Origin of the sequence: Waltera intestinalis (assembly GCF_009695995.1) — a bacterium.
GTDB classification, from domain to species: Bacteria; Bacillota; Clostridia; order Lachnospirales; family Lachnospiraceae; genus Acetatifactor; species Acetatifactor intestinalis.
In genome coordinates, this window is the sequence record NZ_VUMU01000002.1 from 122492 (window position 1) to 141011 (window position 18520).

Here is an 18520-nt window from a genome sequence, read left to right on the forward strand (position 1 = left end):
ATGAGCGAGATTATTAAGGTAGGAATGGCGGATCTGAAGACCTGCGTAAGTCCCGACGGAGTGACGACTTTGGGATTGGGATCTTGTGTGGGAATTGCAATCCGCGATCCGGTGACGAAAATAGGCGGTCTGGCGCATATTATGCTGCCAGACAGCACTACGATACGTAACAGTAGCCAGAATATTGCAAAATTTGCGGATACGGGAATTGATGAACTGGTACGCCAGATGGAAAAACTTGGTGCGAGAAAGGCAAGAATGGTTGCTAAGATTGCCGGTGGCGCTACCATGTTTACATTTCAGGGTCGTAACGACATGATGCAGGTGGGGGAGCGCAATGTACAGGCTGTTAAGAAGAAATTGAAGGAAATCAATATCCCTATTTTAGCAGAGGATACAGGCAAAAACTACGGAAGAACCGTTACATTTTATCCGGAGACCGGAGAATTTCATATCCGTGCGGTAGGAAGAGATGAATCAGTCATCTGATAAATATTGGAATGGAAGAAAATTATGAACAGAAAGAATATGCCATTGATCCTGATGCTGACAGCCGGCGCCTGTACCTGTATTGTTACGATGGTACAGGCTTACTCGGTATTGGCAAGTTTGGTGGCACTGTTTGCTGTGATGCTTTTGTTTTACTGTCTGGGAAACGGTGTCCGGCTTCTGCTGGATCGCTTTGACAGGCAGAACGAGGAAAAGGCAAAACAGGAACAGGAAGAGAAGGCGGAACAAGAAGATGCTGTATCGGAAGATGCACAACAGAAGGGTGTAAGCGAGTCAAATGGATGAAGCCGGTAAGAAAAGATTATTAGAAGAATATGCTGCTAATAAGCGACCGGAGACCAGGGAGCAGCTGATACTGGAGTATGCCCCCCTGGTGAAAGTGGTGGCCGGAAGACTGAGCATGTATCTGGGATACAACGTAGACTATGAGGATCTGGTCAGCTACGGGATCTTTGGCTTGATTGATGCAATTGACAAATTTGATTGCCTCAAAGAAGTAAAATTCGAGACCTATGCCAGTCTGCGTATCCGTGGAGCCATTCTGGATCAGATTCGTAAAATGGACTGGATACCTCGGACGATTCGCCAGAGACAGAAGAAGATTGACGCTGTCATCAAGGAAGTGGAACAGACCACGGGACGCAGTGCAACAGATGAAGATATTGCTATGGGTTTGGGAATATCCGCGGAGGAATATTTGGACTGGCAGTCGCAGATGAAAATTACGGGACTGGTGTCACTGAATGAATATATGGATCAGGGAAGCGATGTCTCGCAGGATTATAGCAGACATACCACGGCCAGATTTGACGGTCCGGAAGAGAGCATTGAGAAGGAAGAACTGACAAAAGTACTCGGAGAAGCATTGGAACTTTTGACAGAGAAAGAGAAGAAAGTAGTTACGCTGTATTATTACGAAGATCTTACGCTAAAAGAGATCAGTAATATACTGGAAGTGTCGGAATCCAGAGTCTCCCAGCTGCATACGAGAGCTCTGCAGAAAATGAAGACAAAAATGGGAAATTATATGGGACTTTTATAAAAATGTTTGACCCGCAGATTGGGTAAGAGGAGAAAATGCATGCAGAATGGCTATTTTCAGCTCGTAAATGCACTGGGAGGTTATGGGCTACAGATATTTCAACCAAAGGACGGAGGAGCGGACGTGAATCTCCAGGAAGTGTTGAATTATCTTGAACGGGAATCTGTGCCGTATGATCCTATGGCAATTAAAAAAGCAATTTTGTCGGGGGAAGATACGGTATGCTTTCTGGAGAGAAAGGATTGCCCGGCACTGGAAGAAACCTACAGTATCGAGGTCAGCCAGGATAATATGCAGGTGATTCTTCGATTCTATCCGGCATCACAAAGCGGGAAAAGAACAACCATGGACAGTGTGATCCGGGATCTCAGATACCGGAACGTTGTCTACGGAATACAGATGAACGTTCTGCAGGATCATTTTATGTCGGATGGGATCTATGGTACAGATCTGATCGTGGCCAAAGGAAAAGAACCGAGACATGGTACGGATGCGTCGGTCAGGTATTATTTTAATACGGATGTTCATGCACAGCCTACATTAAAAGATGACGGCACCGTGGATTATTTCCACCTGAATATGATCAACCCCTGCAGAAAGGGACAGCTCCTGGCGGAAATCATTCCGGAAGATGAAGGGGAATACGGAATAACGGTGCAGGGAGCCAAAATCCGCCCCAGACAGGTGAAGAAAGCACATCTGGAATTCGGACATAATATTGAAATCTCAGAGGACAGAAAAAAACTTACTTCTCTGGTGGACGGTCACGTGTCACTGGTAGAGGGCAAAGTATTTGTATCCGATGTTTATGAAGTAGAGAATGTAGATCTATCCACCGGAAATATTGAATTTGAAGGAAGCGTGCAGGTGCGTGGCAATGTTTCTTCTAATTTTGAGATCAGGGCCGGTGGCAATGTGGTCATAAGCGGTGTGGTAGAGGGTGCCTGCATCGAGGCCGGAGGAAACATTATCATTGCCCGCGGTATGAATGGTATGGCAAAAGGCATCCTGAAGGCCGGTGGCAATATCGTTGCCAAATTCCTCGAAAATGCGACGGTCAGTGCCGGTGGTTATGTGAATACGGAGTCGATTCTGCATAGCAATGTGACGGCATCTACGGAGATCCAGGTAACCGGTAAGAGAGGCTTTATCACTGGGGGACATGTACGTGCCGGTCAGAGAATCGAAGTGAAGACTCTGGGAGCGACACTGGGGGCACCGACCGTGGTAGAGGTCGGAGTGGACCCGGAGAAAAAAGCAGAATATATGAAACTCCAGAAAGAAATTTCGGAGATCGTTAAAAATATTCGGAGTATTCAGCCGATTCTTGCCAGTTTCACAGAGAAAAAAAACAGAGGAGTGCGTTTTACTCCGGATCAGTTGAATTATATCCGGAATTCCGCAGCAACGATGGAGACACAGAAAAAGAGCCTGGAGGAGAAAAACGCGCGCATGCAGGAATTGCAGATGGAGTTCAATCCACAGGAAAAGGCCGCTGTCATCGTCAAGGGAGAGGTGTATCCGGGGACTACGATCATTATCGGGGATTCCTCCATGCAGGTGAAAAATACTTACCAGTACTGTAGATTTGAACGCATCGATGGAGATGTTAAGGCTACCGCAATATAGCAGAAAAGAGGCACAGATATGGCGTTTGGTTCGTTGGAGATTGCTTCGATCCCCAGAACACAGGATTATTCCGTGATGAAGCAGAATGAGGACAATAAAGGGGCATTTCAACAGATGACTCTGGGACAGCAGTCTCAAAAACAGAGTGAAAAGCTTACGAAAGAAGTACACAGCAGTGATAATGCGGACTGGTATACCGGACAATATGATGCCAAGGAGAAGGGACACAATGAATATGCCGGAAACGGCGGAGATAAACGCCGGAAAAAGAAAGAACCGGAAGATGGTGTTGTTATCCAAAAACAGCATCGTGGTTTTGACATCAAGATCTGAAAATACAAAGGAAACGTAGTAAGATGGACATTTTAGAAGTGATCCTGCTGATCGTAGGAATTGTAATTTTTATAGGAAGTTTTTTACTGCCGGCAGGCAGATCGGACGCCGGTAGAATCGACACAGATGCGGCAAAACAGGAAATCCACGGTTTGATAGAGGAAGAAATGAAAACAGTCCGTGCACAGGTGCAGGATAAAGTGGAAGAAACCTCAGAAGATGTGGTGGAAAAGGCGGAGAGATCGCTGGAACGCCTGACTAACGAGAAAATCATGGCGGTAAATGAATATTCCGATACGGTATTACAGGAAATTCATAAAAATCATGAGGAAGCAATGTTCTTATATGATATGCTGAACAACAAGCATGCCAATATCAAAGATACCGTCTCCAAAGTGGACAAAGCGGTGAAAGCTGCGGAAGACAAGGTGAAGGTGATCGATGATACTCCGACGGTAAAAACTGAGGAAACGGAAAAAGTGATCCTGGCAGACGAACCGGCGAAAACAGAGGAGGCTGTATCTCCGGAAATCGGATTCATGGGTGAGACAGCGGAAGAAGGCCAGAACAACAACGAGAAGATCCTGGAAATGCACAGACAGGGCAAATCCACGGTAGCAATAGCCAGGGAACTCGGACTGGGCGTGGGAGAAGTAAAACTCGTAATTGACCTGTATAAGGCCTGAAGGTAATCACGAAATTAAGGACGGAGACAGAAATGAAATTAAAATATTATCTGCGCGGTCTTGGAATTGGTATGATTGTGACCGCATTGATCCTGGGAATCAGCTTTTCTCACCGTCAGGGGCAGGAGACACAGATATTGACAGATGATCAGATCAGAGAACGTGCGGAACAGCTGGGAATGGTGGACAGCAGTGAACTGACGTTAACAGCTCTGCAGAACAGCGTACAGCAGCAGGCACAGGAAAACACGGAGAAGACGGAAGCATCCCCGGAGCCTGAGACCGAAGAAGCAATGACAACAACATCGGAACCGGAGACAACGGTTGCACCGGAGAATACCATGGAACCGGAGACAACGGTTGCACCGGAAAATACCATGGAACCGGAAGCAACACCACAGCCTGAGACGATTGTAGCATCAGAAGCAGCGCAGACGGTTACCGTTACCGTAAAAAAAGGAGCAAGCTCCGGAAGCGTCAGCAGCCGGCTACAGGAAGCGGGATTGGTGGAAGATGCGAAGACATTTGACAATTACTTATGTAATAACGGCTACAGCCGCAGCATAAATCCCGGCACTTATGAGATAGTTCCCGGAACTTCCGAAGAAGAAATTGCCAAAATAATCACAGGAAAACATTAAAAACCCCTTGCCACAGGGGCTTTCCTATGTTATAATCGCACTGTTGTGACAAAAAACACGCCTTTCGATTTGACGATGGTGCTTACTGGTTTTACAGAAGTCTTTGTCAGAGCTAACCGGGTTCTTAACGCGTCCCGGCAGAAAAGAAAAGCGGAAGATTTTAACCAAACGGAGGTAAAGACATGAGCGTTATTTCTATGAAACAGTTACTTGAAGCAGGTGTTCATTTCGGACATCAGACCAGAAGATGGAACCCTAAGATGGCTCCTTACATCTTCACCGAGAGAAACGGCATCCACATCATTGATCTGCAGAAGTCTGTAGTTAAGGTTGATGAGGCTTACAAGGCAGTATCCGAGATCGCTGCACAGGGCGGCACCATTCTGTTCGTTGGTACCAAGAAGCAGGCACAGGACGCTGTAAAGGTTGAGGCTGAGCGTTGCGGTATGTACTATGTAAACGAGAGATGGTTAGGTGGTATGCTGACCAACTTCAGAACCATCCAGTCCCGTATCGCAAGACTGCATGCAATCGAGACCATGTCTCAGGACGGTACTTTCGATGTACTGCCTAAGAAGGAAGTTATTCAGTTAAAGAAAGAATGGGAGAAGCTGGAGAAGAACCTGGGCGGTATCAAGAACATGACCAGAGTTCCCGATGCTATCTTTGTTGTAGATCCTAAGAAGGAAAGAATTTGTGTACAGGAGGCTCATGCACTGGGCATTACCCTGATCGGTATCGGCGATACCAACTGTGATCCTGAAGAGCTGGATTACATCATCCCCGGTAACGATGATGCGATCAGAGCCGTTAAGCTGATCGTTTCCAAGATGGCTGACGCTGTCATCGAAGCTAAACAGGGCGAGGCTGTATACAGCGATGCTGATATAGCTACCGAAGCAGAGGATATCGAAGAGGTTGCAGCTGACGCTGAATAATCCGATTCCATAAGAGAAGCATAGGAACCCAGATTGCGATGCCTGTCATTACGGTCTGGGTTCTTGAGGATAATATATTAATTAAGAAGAGAGGATAAAAAAATGGCAATTACCGCATCTATGGTAAAAGAGCTCCGTGAAATGACCGGCGCTGGTATGATGGATTGTAAGAAGGCTCTGAGCGAGACAAATGGAGATATGGACGCAGCTGTTGAGTTCCTGAGAAAGAACGGACAGGCTAAAGCTGAGAAGAAGGCAAGTCGTATCGCAGCAGAAGGTGTTGCACGTGCAGCAATCTCCGCAGACGGCAAGACCGCTTGCGTTATTGAAGTGAACTCCGAGACCGACTTCGTTGCAAAGAACGAGACTTTTACTTCTTTTGTAGAGGCTGTTAATGGAGCTGCTCTGGCTTCCGATTTACAGGGTGGCAAGGACGGTGAAGATATCGAAGCACTGTTGGCTACTCCTTTTGAAGGCGCAACTGTTAAGGAAGCTCTGGTAGAGAAGACCGCTACCATCGGTGAAAAGCTGTCTATCCGTCGTTTCGAGAAGGTATCCGGAGATGTGGCAGTATCCTACATTCACGGTGGTGGACGCATCGGTGTTATCGTTGCAGCTAACGGTGCATCCGATGACGCAGCTAGAGAAGCACTGACCAACATCGCTATGCAGGTAGCAGCTATGAATCCTACCTACATCAGCAGAAATGATATTTCCGCAGAAGAGCTGGCTAAGTTACAGGAGATCACTGTTGACGCAGCTCTGAACGATCCTGCATCTCTGCCTAAGCCCATCCTGAATAAGCTGATCGATAAGGCTATGAACAGTTCTGCATGGAGCGATGAGGATAAGGCAATCTACGAAGAGAAGAAGAGCAACATGAACTACCTGTTCAACTTCCTGTCCAAGGAAGCAGCAGCTGCTCTGGCTGAGCTGGCTATGGCTGACAAGGACGCTATCGTATCTGATAAGATCTTCAAGGGTCTGGCAGACGGTCGTGTATCCAAGCAGCTGAAGGAGATCTGCCTGTTAGATCAGACCTATGTTAAGGCTGAGGATGGCAAGCAGACCGTAGCTAAGTATTTAGAGAGCGTTAACAAGGCTCTGACCATCGCTAAGGTTGTTCGTTTCGAAGTTGGCGAAGGCATGGAGAAGAAGAACGAAGACTTCGCAGCAGAAGTTGCCGCTCAAATCAACGCTTAATTATAACGGATTTATTTTGAAAAGGCATACGTGAGTATGCCTTTTTTACATATTGAAAGGTACGAAAGCATAGCTCATTGCGGAGAGTTGCTGTCTGCTACTCGGGGAGTTCTGTTTGTATTAAAAACGCCATTTTTTGCTAAAAAAATACAAAAACATGAAATATTGCCATGTAACAAGCTGTTATTTTCGCTGAACGTGTAAAATGAAGAAATTTCGTACAAAAATTCCTGATTTAGAATTTTTTTTGTACGGAATTCATTTTTTTGGGGGTATTTGCGACAAACTAACTTGAAAGTTAGTGAAATAGTTGTTCTAAAATCCACGCAGAAAGGGCTGCCCGCCCCGGACTCGGATGCTAGCTACAACTGTGGATTTTCTAAAGGAAAGTGGCCAAGTGTTTCTCGTCATGACGGGGCCGCCTTTACGTTGCCATCCATGGCACTTATCGGCTAACGCGAACATCGTGTTCGCGTTGCCCCTGCGGCTCAACCACTTTCCAAGAAAATCTCACAGTCTCCGCCGCATCTACGTCCGGGGGAGCAGTCCTTTTCTGCTGGGTTATGAAAAACATCCCAATTATTTAGGCAGAGCATTTGAGAATACATGTGCAGAAGTTAAAAACAAGGATTTAGTATGTGCAAAAAAGCAGGAAATACATGCGAATAATTCAAAAGTCAAAATTAAGTATGTGTAACAAGTCGGAAAATACATGCCTTAAAGCAAAAAATAATGATCCGGCATGTATGATAACCAGGAAAACACATGCGCAATAGTCTAAAATGGAAAATAGGTATGTAAATCGCTTTAGGAAACACATGTATAAAATTTAAAAATAAGAATTAAGTATGTAAATGACTTTGGAGGAATATAGAAACCAGCAACACGAGATAGACTTAGTAGTTTTTCATGGGATTTTCAAAACACAGAACGCCCACGGTGGACGGAATGTCATGCCGCGATGTCTGTCGGAGGGGGTTGATATTTTCTTGAAAAGTGCTGAAAGACAGGGTGGAGCGAACAGGACGTTCGCGACAGGCGGACGTTGCCATGGATGGCAACTGGAGCCGTGCCCGTACGGATTAGAACCGCTATATCACTTTTCGTAGAAAATTCACACCCAGAGACGCGACATCAAGGCGTGATGTTCCGTCCGCTGCGGGCGTTCGTGGATTCTATGGCAACCCTACGTTACGAGCCATGCACTCAATTCATAAATGTGTCGCAAAGGGCGCTCCACATTTATTTCATTGACGGCTGTCGCCGTATAAAGCCAAAAACAAAAACAGCGACTTGTGAGCAAGCTCCCAGATCGCTGTTTCTGTTTTGACTTTGCATGGCTCGTAACTTTCAATTTATCGATAGAATTCCAACAAAGACTCTAGCTTCGCCGACATATTCATCATCATGGCATCCAACACAGTGATGGCGGTCATGCATTCCATGACGACGACAGCTCTGGGGACGATGATGGGATCGTGGCGCCCGCGGATGGTAAGCTCGGTGTTTTCACCGGAGCGGTTCACGGTCTGCTGGGGGCGGAAGATGGAAGGAGTGGGTTTCACATAAGCACGGACAATGATAGGACTGCCGTCACTCATACCTCCTAAAATACCGCCGGAATGATTGCTGATCTTTGTGACTTTGCCGTTCTCCATGCGGAAGGGATCGTTATTCTCACTGCCGGTATGACGGGAAGCTTCTGCACCGTCGCCAATCTCTACGGCTTTCACGGCACCGATAGACATGATAGCTTTCGCAAGGTTGGCATCCAGCTTCTCGAACACCGGGTCTCCGATGCCTGCGGGAAGTCCTTCGACAAGACATTCCATGCAACCGCCCACGGAATCGCAGGCTTCTCTTGCCTGCTGCAGATAAGCACAGGCTTTTTCATCAGCTTCTACATCCGGCATAGCAGTGATCGTGGAGCGGGCAGTAGTACGGTTGAACTTTGTCAGATCCGCATCTACGGGACCGATGGAGCGGGTATAGGCGAATACGGTAATGCCCATCTGCTCTAAGATCTTCGCAGCAATGGCTCCGGCAGCCACGCGTCCGATGGTCTCACGACCGGAGGAACGTCCGCCACCCCGGTAATCCCGGAAACCGTATTTGGCATCAAAACAATAATCCGCATGGCCGGGACGATAATTCTCTGCGATCTCCGTGTAATCAGCAGAGATCTGAGAGGTATTACGTACCATCAGGGAGATAGGAGTACCGGTAGTCTTTCCTTCAAAGATGCCGGAGAGAAGCTCCACCTGATCGGCCTCTTTACGCTGAGTGGTAATGGCACTGGTGCCGGGTTTACGTCGGTCTAAGTATTTCTGTATATCTTCCTCGGAGAGAGGCAGTCCGGCGGGACAGCCGTCTACAACGACACCCAAAGCTTTCCCGTGGGATTCTCCCCAGGTAGTGATCTTGAAAATGTTTCCCAATGTTGAACCGGCCATGGCAGTTCTCCTTTTCCAACCGTTCAGCACCCACCCATACATTCGCAAAGACGCACGATGAATCATGCTTTCTTGCTGCTATGCAGCTCATTTTGCTCATTATGGGGCGGTGACTCGAATAGTTACCTTTTTATCATAGATTATACGTAATTATTGAAAAAATCGCAACTTTTTTATAGAAAAAGGATGCAACGGAATATAAAGTATGCTATCATATTATATAGTTGCTAACGGGAAGTAAAAGGTCGAATATACAAATGGAAAAAACAACGGAAGAGAAAGCAAGGGCAAAACTTCTGAAATTTGGGAAAAAGAATCGATGGAACAGGGCGGTAGCAGTACCGCTGCTGTTTTTTGTGATGCTTTTTTTTCATGTCTGTAATTATTGCAAGAATAATGGAAAACGTTTTGCCGTGATGGCGGGAACCTTCTTCCTGTTTGCGGTATACAGCAGTTTTTCATTCCCGGCGTTTATTACAGAGGATGCGGGGAATGACTATGAATTGAAAAATGCCGAGACTGCTGACATCTCTCTGGCGGAGGAGAAGGAACCGGATATGGCGGGGCTGGAACTCTTAGAGGATGAGGATGTTCTGGAACAGTCGGATTACAACAGTATTTCCCACGGCTATGCACTGGTGGACAAATACGATGCCTCCGATATTTTACGGGCTTCAGAGGAAATTGTGAGTGAAAATGCCCGGGAGACCGGAACAGGCAGTGATGCGCGGGAGACTACAGAACAGCAGGAATTCCGCTCCGACGACTGGAGACTGGTTCTGATCAACAAGCAGAACTCCATTCCGGAGGATTATACGTTCCAGTTGGGCACCATCAGGGGTTCCATGCAGTGTGACAAGAGAATCTTAGAAGACCTTCTTGCCATGCTGGAAGCAGCGGAAGAGGATGGTGTGAACCTGACGATCTGTTCGCCTTACCGGGATCTGGAGTATCAGCAGATGTTGTTCAACCGGAAGATCAAGCGCTATATGAACCGCGGAATGTCCTATATGGAAGCTTATCAGCTGTCCAGCCAGGCAGTGACGGTACCGGGAGCCAGTGAGCATCAGATCGGACTGGCACTTGATATTGTATGTAACAGTTATATGTCCCTGGACGAGGGCTTTGGAGACACAAAAGCCGGAAAATGGCTGGCAGCCAACAGCTGTCGTTTTGGATTTATTCTGAGATATCCTAAGGGGAAAGAAGATATCACCGGGATCGAGTATGAACCGTGGCATTTCCGCTATGTAGGGAAAACTGCTGCGCCTGTGATCATGGAACAGGGCATAACATTAGAAGAATTCTGGGAGGAATATGTAGAAGATGTATCGATTGATTAAACAGGAAGGACGCGCCAAAAGAGGAGAATTTACCACAGTGCATGGCGTGATCCAGACCCCTGTATTTATGAATGTGGGAACGGTAGCGGCGATCAAGGGTGCCGTATCCACAGCAGACTTAGAGCAGATCGGAACCCAGGTGGAATTATCCAACACCTACCATCTGCATGTCAGACCCGGTGATAGGATCATCAAACAGATGGGCGGACTTCACAAGTTCATGTCCTGGAACAAGCCGATCCTGACAGATTCCGGTGGATTTCAAGTCTTTTCCCTGGCGGGACTGCGTAAGATTAAGGAAGAGGGTGTTACCTTCCGTTCCCATATTGACGGTCATAAGATCTTCATGGGACCGGAGGAAAGCATGCAGATCCAGTCAAATTTGGGTTCTACCATTGCCATGGCTTTTGATGAGTGTGCTCCCAGTAAGGCGGACCGGATGTATGTACAGAATTCCGTGGAGCGTACTACCAGATGGCTGCAAAGATGCCAGGTGGAGATGAAACGCCTGAACAGTTTAGAGGATACTGTGAACCCGCATCAGCTGTTATTCGGTATCAATCAGGGTGCCATCTATGAAGATATCCGTATCGAGCATGCCAAGCGGATCGCTGAGATGGACCTGGACGGTTATGCGGTAGGCGGTCTGGCAGTTGGCGAAACCCACGAGGAAATGTACCATATTCTGGATGAAGTGGTACCTTATCTCCCGGTGAACAAACCAACCTACCTTATGGGCGTGGGTACCCCGGCTAATATTCTGGAGGGTGTAGAGCGTGGTGTTGATTTCTTTGACTGTGTATATCCCACGAGAAACGGACGCCATGGACATTTATATACCAACCATGGAAAGATTAATCTGTTCAATGCAAAATATGAGCTTGACAGCAGACCGATTGAAGAAGGCTGCGGCTGTCCGGCCTGCCAGAGATACTCCAGAGCTTATATCCGTCATCTGTTAAAAGCGAAGGAGATGTTGGGCATGCGTCTTTGTGTACTCCACAATCTGTATTTTTATAATACCATGATGACGGAGATCCGTGATGCCTTGGATGCAGGCCGCTTTGCAGAATATAAAAGACACAAGCTGGATTCCATGGCTACACCGTTGGAATAAGCTGTAACTGTCGGAGCTTAGAGGAATTTCATACAATTTTATGCAAAAAGACTTGCCCCTTAAGCTATTTTTGTGTATCATACTTACTTGTACAGAAAGTTTTACAGGCGTAACACGCCGGAATGGAGGAACAAATGGGTATTTTATTAACTGAGTCAGAGGCTGCTGCAGCAGGTTCCGGAACCAGCATGATCGTTATGCTTCTTGTATATGCAGTATTGATCGGTGCAATGTGGTTTTTCTTTATGAGACCGCAGAAGAAGGAACAGAAGAGAGTAGCTGCAATGCTGTCCAACTTAGAGACAGGTGACTGCGTTCTGACCACTTCCGGTTTCTATGGTATCATTATTGATATTACTGATGATACCGTTATCGTAGAGTTCGGTAATAACAAAAACTGCCGTATCCCTATGGAGAAATCTGCCATCAGCAAGGTTGAGAAGGCTGGAGAGAACTAAGAAGCGGTGAAAAAGGAGCAATGCCGGGATAAGGTATTGCTCCTTTTTACGTGTATGACACACTTGATAATTTGATCTATTTTAATGTGCATAATTGCATTTATGTTAATTTTCAATGTTGAAATTTCATATAGTATCAGTTATTATGAAATAAGTATTTTACGTAAAAATACAGGAAATATCACAGGAAACGAGGAAAATAACACTATGGAGTTACATATTACCTGTATTCCCGGCGACGGCATCGGACCGGAGATCGTCAGGGAGACGAAAAAAGTTTTAGACAAAGTTGCGCATAAATATGGTCATAAAATGATCTATAAGGATATTTTAATGGGTGGAGCTTCCATTGATGTCCATGGAGTCCCTCTGACAGAGGAAGCTATTGCGGATGCCAAAGCGGCAGATGCGGTGCTGATGGGATCCATTGGCGGTAATACCACCACTTCCCCCTGGTACAAATTACCTCCCGAGAAGCGCCCGGAAGCAGGACTTCTGGCAATGCGCAAGGCGTTGAATCTGTTTGCTAATTTAAGACCGGCAGTGCTCTATGATGAGCTGGCAGCGGCGTGCCCGCTGAAGGAGGAGATCAGCAAAGCGGGATTTGATATGCTGATCATGAGAGAATTGACCGGCGGACTTTATTTCGGTGAACGCAGGACCATTGAAGAGAACGGCGTGAGAAAAGCTATCGATACCCTGACCTATGATGAGAACGAGATACGCAGGATCGCCATCAAAGGCTTTGATATTGCCAGAAAGCGCAGGAAAAAGGTAACCAGCGTGGATAAGGCTAATGTATTGGATTCTTCCAGACTGTGGAGAAAAGTCGTGGAGGAGGTAGCAAAGGACTATCCCGATGTGACACTGGAACATATGCTGGTAGACAATTGCGCCATGCAGCTGGTGAAGGATCCTGCACAGTTTGATGTGATCCTGACAGAGAATATGTTCGGAGATATCCTCTCCGATGAGGCAAGTATGGTGACCGGTTCCATCGGAATGTTAGCCAGTGCCAGCTTGAATGATACAAAGTTCGGCCTCTACGAGCCCAGCCACGGATCCGCTCCGGATATTGCCGGCAAAGATATTGCAAACCCTATCGCCACTGTATTAAGTGCGGCTATGATGCTTCGTTACAGCTTTGATCTGGACGAAGAAGCAGATGCTATCGAGGCAGCGGTGAAGAAAGTATTGCAGGACGGCTTCCGCACCGGTGATATCATGTCTGAGGGCTGCACGCGGGTAGGATGTACCGAGATGGGCGACCTTCTGGCAGAGAGAATCTGATGCCATTTGCCCCGGAAGCACATTTATCCGGTATAGAAAAATAAGGAAGAGAAAGAGAGATATAATTATGAGAAGTGATTCCGTTAAGACAGGAACTGCCCAGGCACCTCACAGAAGTCTGTTCAATGCCCTGGGATTTACCGAAGAAGAGAGAAGACGCCCCATGATCGGTATCGTCAGCTCCTTCAATGAGATCGTACCCGGACACATGAATCTGGATAAGATCACAGAAGCTGTAAAAATGGGCGTAGCCATGGCAGGTGGTATGCCGGTAGTATTCCCCGCCATCGCTGTATGTGACGGTATTGCCATGGGACATGTGGGAATGAAGTATTCCCTGGTGACCAGAGATCTGATCGCCGACAGCACCGAGTGCATGGCTATGGCACACGGATTTGACGGTCTGGTATGTATTCCCAACTGTGACAAGAATGTTCCCGGACTTTTGATGGCGGCAGCCAGAGTGAATATCCCTACTATCTTTGTATCCGGCGGTCCCATGTTAGCCGGACATGTACACGGACAGAAGAGAAGCTTATCCTCTATGTTCGAGGCAGTGGGAAGTGTGGCAGCCGGTACCATGACTATGGATGAACTGGCTGAGTTCGAGGAAAAGGTATGTCCTACCTGCGGCTCCTGTTCCGGTATGTATACCGCGAACTCCATGAACTGTCTGACCGAAGCCATTGGTATGGGACTTCGCGGCAACGGTACGATTCCCGCCGTATATTCCGAGCGTATCCGTCTGGCAAAGCATGCCGGCATGAAGATCATGGAACTGGTAGAGAAAAATATCCGTCCCAGAGACATCATGACTCCGGAAGCCTTCAGAAATGCCCTGACTGTGGATATGGCACTGGGATGCTCTACCAATACCATGCTGCATCTGCCCGCTATCGCAAGAGAAGCAGGTGTGGAACTGAACCTGGAGATCGCCAACGAGATCTCTGCCAAGACTCCGAATCTGTGTCACCTGGCACCTGCCGGCCCTACTTATATGGAAGACCTGAACGAAGCAGGCGGTGTCTATGCGGTAATGAATGAACTGTCCAAAAAGGGACTTTTGAACCTCGACTGCCTGACTGCCAACGGTACGACCATAGGAGAGAATATCAAGAATTGTGTCAACAAGAATCCGGAAGTTATCCGTCCTGTGGAGAACCCCTATTCCCAGACCGGCGGTATTGCCGTACTGAAGGGCAACCTGGCACCGGACAGCGGCGTGGTCAAGAGATCTGCTGTGGCACCGGAGATGCTGGTGCACGAAGGCCCTGCCAGAGTATTTGACTGTGAAGAAGATGCGATTGATGCTATCAAGTCCGGTAAAATCGTCGCAGGCGATGTAGTAGTGATCCGCTATGAAGGACCTAAGGGCGGCCCCGGCATGAGAGAGATGCTGAATCCCACCTCTGCCATTGCAGGCATGGGACTGGGCTCCAGCGTGGCACTGATCACTGACGGACGTTTCTCCGGAGCTTCCCGTGGCGCATCCATCGGACATGTGTCTCCGGAGGCAGCAGTGGGTGGCCCGATCGCACTGGTAGAAGAGGGCGATATCATCCGCATCAACATTCCGGAGAACAAACTGGATGTACTGGTCTCCGACGAAGAACTGGCAGCCAGAAGAGCAAAATGGCAGCCCAGAGAGCCTAAGATCACGACCGGCTACCTGGCAAGATATCATGAACTGGTGACCAGCGGCAACCGCGGTGCGGTACTGGAAGCACCTTCTCAGAAGAATTAAGCAATCATTAAAATAACCGGAGGAATTTTGAAATGCAGTTAACGGGATCGGAAATTCTGGTAGAATGTCTGAAGGAGCAGGGGGTAGATACCGTATTCGGTTACCCCGGCGGAGCAATCCTTAATATTTATGACGCACTTTATAAGCACAGTGGGGAGATCAAACATATTCTGACTTCGCATGAACAGGGAGCGGCACATGCGGCGGATGGCTATGCGAGAGCTACGGGAAAAGTAGGTGTCTGCATGGCTACCAGCGGTCCCGGCGCCACAAATCTGGTCACCGGTATCGCTACGGCTTACATGGATTCTGTGCCGATGGTAGCGATCACCGCCAACGTTACCTTGCCTTTACTTGGTAAGGACAGCTTCCAGGAGGTGGATATTGCCGGCGTGACCATGCCCATTACGAAGCATGGCTATATTGTGAAAAATGTGGAGATCCTGGCTGATACCATCCGCAAGGCATTCCATATCGCCAGAAGCGGAAGACCCGGTCCTGTCCTGATCGATATTACGAAGGATGTGACGGCAGCTGCCTGTGAATATACTCCCATGACGATTCAGCAGGGGGAGAGAGTGACCCGTTACACCAGGGAAGAACTGATGCTGGTAGCGGAGATGATCCACAAGGCGAAAAAACCATACATCTATCTGGGCGGCGGAGCCATCATTTCCGAGGCAAGTGCCGAGGTGGCAGAATTCGCAGAACTGATCGATGCACCGGTATGTGATACTTTGATGGGTAAGGGAGCCTTTGATGGAAAAAGTGAGCGCTATACCGGCATGATCGGCATGCATGGTACCAAGACTTCGAACCTTGGAGTCAGCGAATGTGATCTGTTGGTGGCACTGGGAGCCAGATTCTCCGACCGTGTGACCGGTAACCCGAAGAAATTCGCGGAGAATGCAAGAATCATCCAGCTGGATGTGGATGCTGCGGAGATCAATAAGAATATTCGCGTGGACGCTTCTCTGGTAGGAGATCTGAAGAAGACTCTGACAGAATTAAATGCCTGTCTGTCCAAACAGGAACATCCGGAGTGGATGGCACATATAACGGAACTGAAGGAAAAATATCCCCTGAAATACGATGACGAAAATCTGTCCTGCCCTTATATCATGCAGGAGATTGACCGTGTAACGAACGGAGAAGCCATCATTACCACAGACGTGGGACAGCATCAGATGTGGGCGGCACAGTATTATCATTATACGAAGCCCCGTACCTTCCTGTCTTCCGGAGGATTAGGTACCATGGGTTACGGCCTTGGAGCCTGCATCGGTGCGCAGATCGGACAGCCGGATAAGGTCTGCATCAACATTGCAGGCGACGGATGCTTCCGCATGAACATGAACGAACTGGCTACTGCCAGCCGTTACAACATTCCTATCATCCAGGTGGTCATCAACAACCAGGTGCTGGGCATGGTAAGACAGTGGCAGACACTGTTCTATGGGAAACGCTATTCCCAGACAGTACTGAAGGATAAGGTGGATTTCTGCAAGGTGGCAGAAGGACTGGGCTGTACCGCCATCCGTGTGACCAAAAAGGAAGAAGTGGCACCCGCTATCGAGAAGGCCATTGCCCTGAAGGCACCGGTAATGATCGAGTGCATGATCCCGGAGGATGATAAGGTATTCCCCATGGTTCCGGCAGGAGCCCCCATCAGCGAAGTATTTGACGGAGATGATTTGAAAAGGCAGTCCTGATGAATAAGACGACGAAGAGATTACTTTTTGCGGTGCTGATATTACTGCTGTTTCTGCTGACAGTATATTTTGTCCTGGCATTATACTACAGGGAAGGTTTTTCTCTGAATACCTGGATCAACGGAGTATACTGTACCGGGAAAACGGTGGAAGAAGTGAATTCGGAGCTTTTGTCACATACAGAAGCTCCGGATGTTGTCATCGTGGATAAAGCGGGAGAGAAATACACGATCACTCTCGCTGATGTGGATTATCACGCGGACTTTAGCAGCGCACTGGAAGCATACAGACAGGAACAGAATCCTTATCTGTGGGTGGACAATGTTCTGTTTCATTCCAGGCGGACCCTGGCACCTGTGGTGACTGTGGATGAGGAGGCGCTTCGCAGAGCCTACAACGCCCTGGATTTCGTACAGACGGAACAGAAGAGAATAAAAGATTACAGCCTTACCAGGGATGCGGAGGGTGCCTATGTCTTCACGGACGGACTGAGCGACCGTATCGATCTGGAGAAGGCTTTTTTGGCGTTAAAACAAATCGTGGAGAATGGGCAGGAAACACTGAATCTGCAGGAGAGCGGATGTTACTATGAGATAACACCGGATGAGAGTCAAAAAGCCCTGCGGAATCTGTGGAAAGAGATCGAGAGATTTCAGACCTGCGATATTGTCTACTGCTTCGGCGAAGAGAGACATCCGGTGACAGCAGCGGACTGTGCTTTTTTTCTGACAGCGGAGAACGGACTGCCGGTGCAGGATGAGAAGGGAAGCTTTGTACTGGACGAGCAGGCTGTGACGGCGTATGTGCAGAGCCTGGCGGAAGAATATGACGGCTATGGACGAACCAGACAGTTTCACAGTACCCGTGGGGATGTGATCACCATCGATGGCGGAACCTATGGCAGCAAGATGGACCGGAAAAAGGAGACTGCCTACCTGCTGGAGCATCTGCTGGATCCCGGTGTACATACAGGCACGCCGCAGTCACATATACCTAGTTATGAGAGAGAAGCTTTCTGCTATGGGAAAAATGATATTGGTGACACCTATATCGAAGTGGATATGACAGAACAGAAAATGTACTATTACGAAAAAGGTGTATTGAAGCTGGAGACGGAGATTGTGACAGGCAATATGCGGCGGCGCATGGGAACGCCGGAAGGCGTCAATTTTGTCTATAATAAGCAGAAAAATCGTGTCTTACGGGGACCGGGGTATGCATCTCCTGTGAAATTCTGGATGCCTGTGAAGGGCGGTATCGGTATTCATGACGCCGGATGGCGCAAAGAATTCGGCGGGGACATCTACCAGACTGCCGGTTCCCACGGCTGTATCAATACACCAAAGGACAAAATGGAAGAATTGTTTGATTGCGTGCAGATCGGCACCCCTGTCGTAATGTTTTATTAATGGCACAGACAT

The 18520-nt window shown here is 47.9% G+C and carries 17 protein-coding genes; 16 read left to right on the plus strand and 1 reads right to left on the minus strand.

Annotation, left to right across the window (positions count from 1 at the left end; all coding sequences use genetic code 11):
- The 9 genes from FYJ59_RS02320 to tsf all read left to right on the plus strand — a co-directional run bounded on the left by FYJ59_RS02320 (nucleotide 1) and on the right by tsf (nucleotide 6982).
- Complete coding sequence (locus FYJ59_RS02320) at nucleotides 1-489, plus strand: chemotaxis protein CheD (protein WP_154495101.1); 489 nt, start codon at nucleotides 1-3, stop codon at nucleotides 487-489.
- A gap of 24 nt (nucleotides 490-513) precedes the next feature.
- The gene (locus tag FYJ59_RS02325) at nucleotides 514-795 is read left to right on the plus strand and encodes a hypothetical protein (protein ID WP_022153924.1); all 282 of its coding nucleotides are present in this window, start codon (nucleotides 514-516) and stop codon (nucleotides 793-795) included.
- Nucleotides 788-1552, plus strand: a complete 765-nt coding sequence (locus FYJ59_RS02330) for a FliA/WhiG family RNA polymerase sigma factor (protein WP_154495102.1) — start codon at nucleotides 788-790, stop codon at nucleotides 1550-1552. The genes FYJ59_RS02325 and FYJ59_RS02330 overlap by 8 nt, the downstream gene beginning before the upstream one ends.
- A gap of 39 nt (nucleotides 1553-1591) precedes the next feature.
- A complete protein-coding gene (locus FYJ59_RS02335; protein WP_154495103.1) occupies nucleotides 1592-3181 on the plus strand; it encodes a DUF342 domain-containing protein in 1590 nt (529 codons plus the stop codon).
- Between the two features lie 18 nt (nucleotides 3182-3199).
- Nucleotides 3200-3514 carry a hypothetical protein gene (locus FYJ59_RS02340; protein WP_022153927.1) on the plus strand — a complete coding sequence of 105 codons (315 nt, stop codon included), beginning with the start codon at nucleotides 3200-3202 and terminating at the stop codon, nucleotides 3512-3514.
- 23 nt (nucleotides 3515-3537) lie between these two features.
- The gene (locus tag FYJ59_RS02345; RefSeq protein ID WP_154495104.1) at nucleotides 3538-4200 is read left to right on the plus strand and encodes a DUF6115 domain-containing protein; all 663 of its coding nucleotides are present in this window, start codon (nucleotides 3538-3540) and stop codon (nucleotides 4198-4200) included.
- Nucleotides 4201-4232: 32 nt separating this feature from the next.
- Complete coding sequence (locus FYJ59_RS02350) at nucleotides 4233-4841, plus strand: endolytic transglycosylase MltG (protein ID WP_154495105.1); 609 nt, start codon at nucleotides 4233-4235, stop codon at nucleotides 4839-4841.
- Between the two features lie 182 nt (nucleotides 4842-5023).
- On the plus strand, nucleotides 5024-5779 hold the full coding sequence (gene rpsB, locus FYJ59_RS02355; RefSeq protein WP_154495106.1) for a 30S ribosomal protein S2: 756 nt from the start codon (nucleotides 5024-5026) through the stop codon (nucleotides 5777-5779).
- A 102-nt stretch (nucleotides 5780-5881) separates the two neighbouring features.
- Complete coding sequence (tsf, locus tag FYJ59_RS02360; RefSeq protein WP_154495107.1) at nucleotides 5882-6982, plus strand: translation elongation factor Ts; 1101 nt, start codon at nucleotides 5882-5884, stop codon at nucleotides 6980-6982.
- Between the two features lie 1355 nt (nucleotides 6983-8337).
- On the opposite strand, the gene aroC is transcribed toward tsf, so the two are convergent.
- Nucleotides 8338-9435, minus strand: a complete 1098-nt coding sequence (gene aroC, locus FYJ59_RS02365; RefSeq protein ID WP_154495108.1) for a chorismate synthase — start codon at nucleotides 9433-9435, stop codon at nucleotides 8338-8340.
- Nucleotides 9436-9692: 257 nt separating this feature from the next.
- Here aroC and FYJ59_RS02370 point away from each other — a divergent pair, with 257 nt between their 5' ends.
- The 7 genes from FYJ59_RS02370 (at nucleotide 9693) to FYJ59_RS02400 (ending at nucleotide 18508) form a co-directional block, all read left to right on the plus strand.
- Nucleotides 9693-10778 (plus strand): M15 family metallopeptidase, encoded by a 1086-nt coding sequence (locus FYJ59_RS02370; protein WP_118547401.1) that lies wholly within the window; start codon nucleotides 9693-9695, stop codon nucleotides 10776-10778.
- The gene (tgt, locus tag FYJ59_RS02375) at nucleotides 10762-11895 is read left to right on the plus strand and encodes a tRNA guanosine(34) transglycosylase Tgt (protein WP_022153842.1); all 1134 of its coding nucleotides are present in this window, start codon (nucleotides 10762-10764) and stop codon (nucleotides 11893-11895) included. The genes FYJ59_RS02370 and tgt overlap by 17 nt, the downstream gene beginning before the upstream one ends.
- A gap of 134 nt (nucleotides 11896-12029) precedes the next feature.
- Nucleotides 12030-12353 carry a preprotein translocase subunit YajC gene (yajC, locus tag FYJ59_RS02380; protein ID WP_118550211.1) on the plus strand — a complete coding sequence of 108 codons (324 nt, stop codon included), beginning with the start codon at nucleotides 12030-12032 and terminating at the stop codon, nucleotides 12351-12353.
- 207 nt (nucleotides 12354-12560) lie between these two features.
- A complete protein-coding gene (gene leuB, locus FYJ59_RS02385) occupies nucleotides 12561-13643 on the plus strand; it encodes a 3-isopropylmalate dehydrogenase (protein WP_022153844.1) in 1083 nt (360 codons plus the stop codon).
- A 67-nt stretch (nucleotides 13644-13710) separates the two neighbouring features.
- The gene (gene ilvD / locus FYJ59_RS02390) at nucleotides 13711-15387 is read left to right on the plus strand and encodes a dihydroxy-acid dehydratase (protein WP_154495109.1); all 1677 of its coding nucleotides are present in this window, start codon (nucleotides 13711-13713) and stop codon (nucleotides 15385-15387) included.
- A gap of 32 nt (nucleotides 15388-15419) precedes the next feature.
- Nucleotides 15420-17099 carry a biosynthetic-type acetolactate synthase large subunit gene (gene ilvB / locus FYJ59_RS02395; protein ID WP_154495110.1) on the plus strand — a complete coding sequence of 560 codons (1680 nt, stop codon included), beginning with the start codon at nucleotides 15420-15422 and terminating at the stop codon, nucleotides 17097-17099.
- Complete coding sequence (locus FYJ59_RS02400; RefSeq protein ID WP_154495111.1) at nucleotides 17099-18508, plus strand: L,D-transpeptidase family protein; 1410 nt, start codon at nucleotides 17099-17101, stop codon at nucleotides 18506-18508. The genes ilvB and FYJ59_RS02400 overlap by 1 nt, the downstream gene beginning before the upstream one ends.
- Nucleotides 18509-18520 lie beyond the last annotated feature (12 nt).

What these genes read in the sequence shown, in the direction of transcription:
- FYJ59_RS02320 (WP_154495101.1), top strand. Translation starts at nt 1, where the DNA reads ATGAGCGAGATTATTAAGGTAGGAATGGCGGATCTGAAGACCTGCGTA.
- FYJ59_RS02325 (WP_022153924.1), top strand. Translation starts at nt 514, where the DNA reads ATGAACAGAAAGAATATGCCATTGATCCTGATGCTGACAGCCGGCGCC.
- FYJ59_RS02330 (WP_154495102.1), top strand. Translation starts at nt 788, where the DNA reads ATGGATGAAGCCGGTAAGAAAAGATTATTAGAAGAATATGCTGCTAAT.
- FYJ59_RS02335 (WP_154495103.1), top strand. Translation starts at nt 1,592, where the DNA reads ATGCAGAATGGCTATTTTCAGCTCGTAAATGCACTGGGAGGTTATGGG.
- FYJ59_RS02340 (WP_022153927.1), top strand. Translation starts at nt 3,200, where the DNA reads ATGGCGTTTGGTTCGTTGGAGATTGCTTCGATCCCCAGAACACAGGAT.
- FYJ59_RS02345 (WP_154495104.1), top strand. Translation starts at nt 3,538, where the DNA reads ATGGACATTTTAGAAGTGATCCTGCTGATCGTAGGAATTGTAATTTTT.
- FYJ59_RS02350 (WP_154495105.1), top strand. Translation starts at nt 4,233, where the DNA reads ATGAAATTAAAATATTATCTGCGCGGTCTTGGAATTGGTATGATTGTG.
- rpsB (WP_154495106.1), top strand. Translation starts at nt 5,024, where the DNA reads ATGAGCGTTATTTCTATGAAACAGTTACTTGAAGCAGGTGTTCATTTC.
- tsf (WP_154495107.1), top strand. Translation starts at nt 5,882, where the DNA reads ATGGCAATTACCGCATCTATGGTAAAAGAGCTCCGTGAAATGACCGGC.
- aroC (WP_154495108.1), bottom strand. Translation starts at nt 9,435, where the DNA reads ATGGCCGGTTCAACATTGGGAAACATTTTCAAGATCACTACCTGGGGA.
- FYJ59_RS02370 (WP_118547401.1), top strand. Translation starts at nt 9,693, where the DNA reads ATGGAAAAAACAACGGAAGAGAAAGCAAGGGCAAAACTTCTGAAATTT.
- tgt (WP_022153842.1), top strand. Translation starts at nt 10,762, where the DNA reads ATGTATCGATTGATTAAACAGGAAGGACGCGCCAAAAGAGGAGAATTT.
- yajC (WP_118550211.1), top strand. Translation starts at nt 12,030, where the DNA reads ATGGGTATTTTATTAACTGAGTCAGAGGCTGCTGCAGCAGGTTCCGGA.
- leuB (WP_022153844.1), top strand. Translation starts at nt 12,561, where the DNA reads ATGGAGTTACATATTACCTGTATTCCCGGCGACGGCATCGGACCGGAG.
- ilvD (WP_154495109.1), top strand. Translation starts at nt 13,711, where the DNA reads ATGAGAAGTGATTCCGTTAAGACAGGAACTGCCCAGGCACCTCACAGA.
- ilvB (WP_154495110.1), top strand. Translation starts at nt 15,420, where the DNA reads ATGCAGTTAACGGGATCGGAAATTCTGGTAGAATGTCTGAAGGAGCAG.
- FYJ59_RS02400 (WP_154495111.1), top strand. Translation starts at nt 17,099, where the DNA reads ATGAATAAGACGACGAAGAGATTACTTTTTGCGGTGCTGATATTACTG.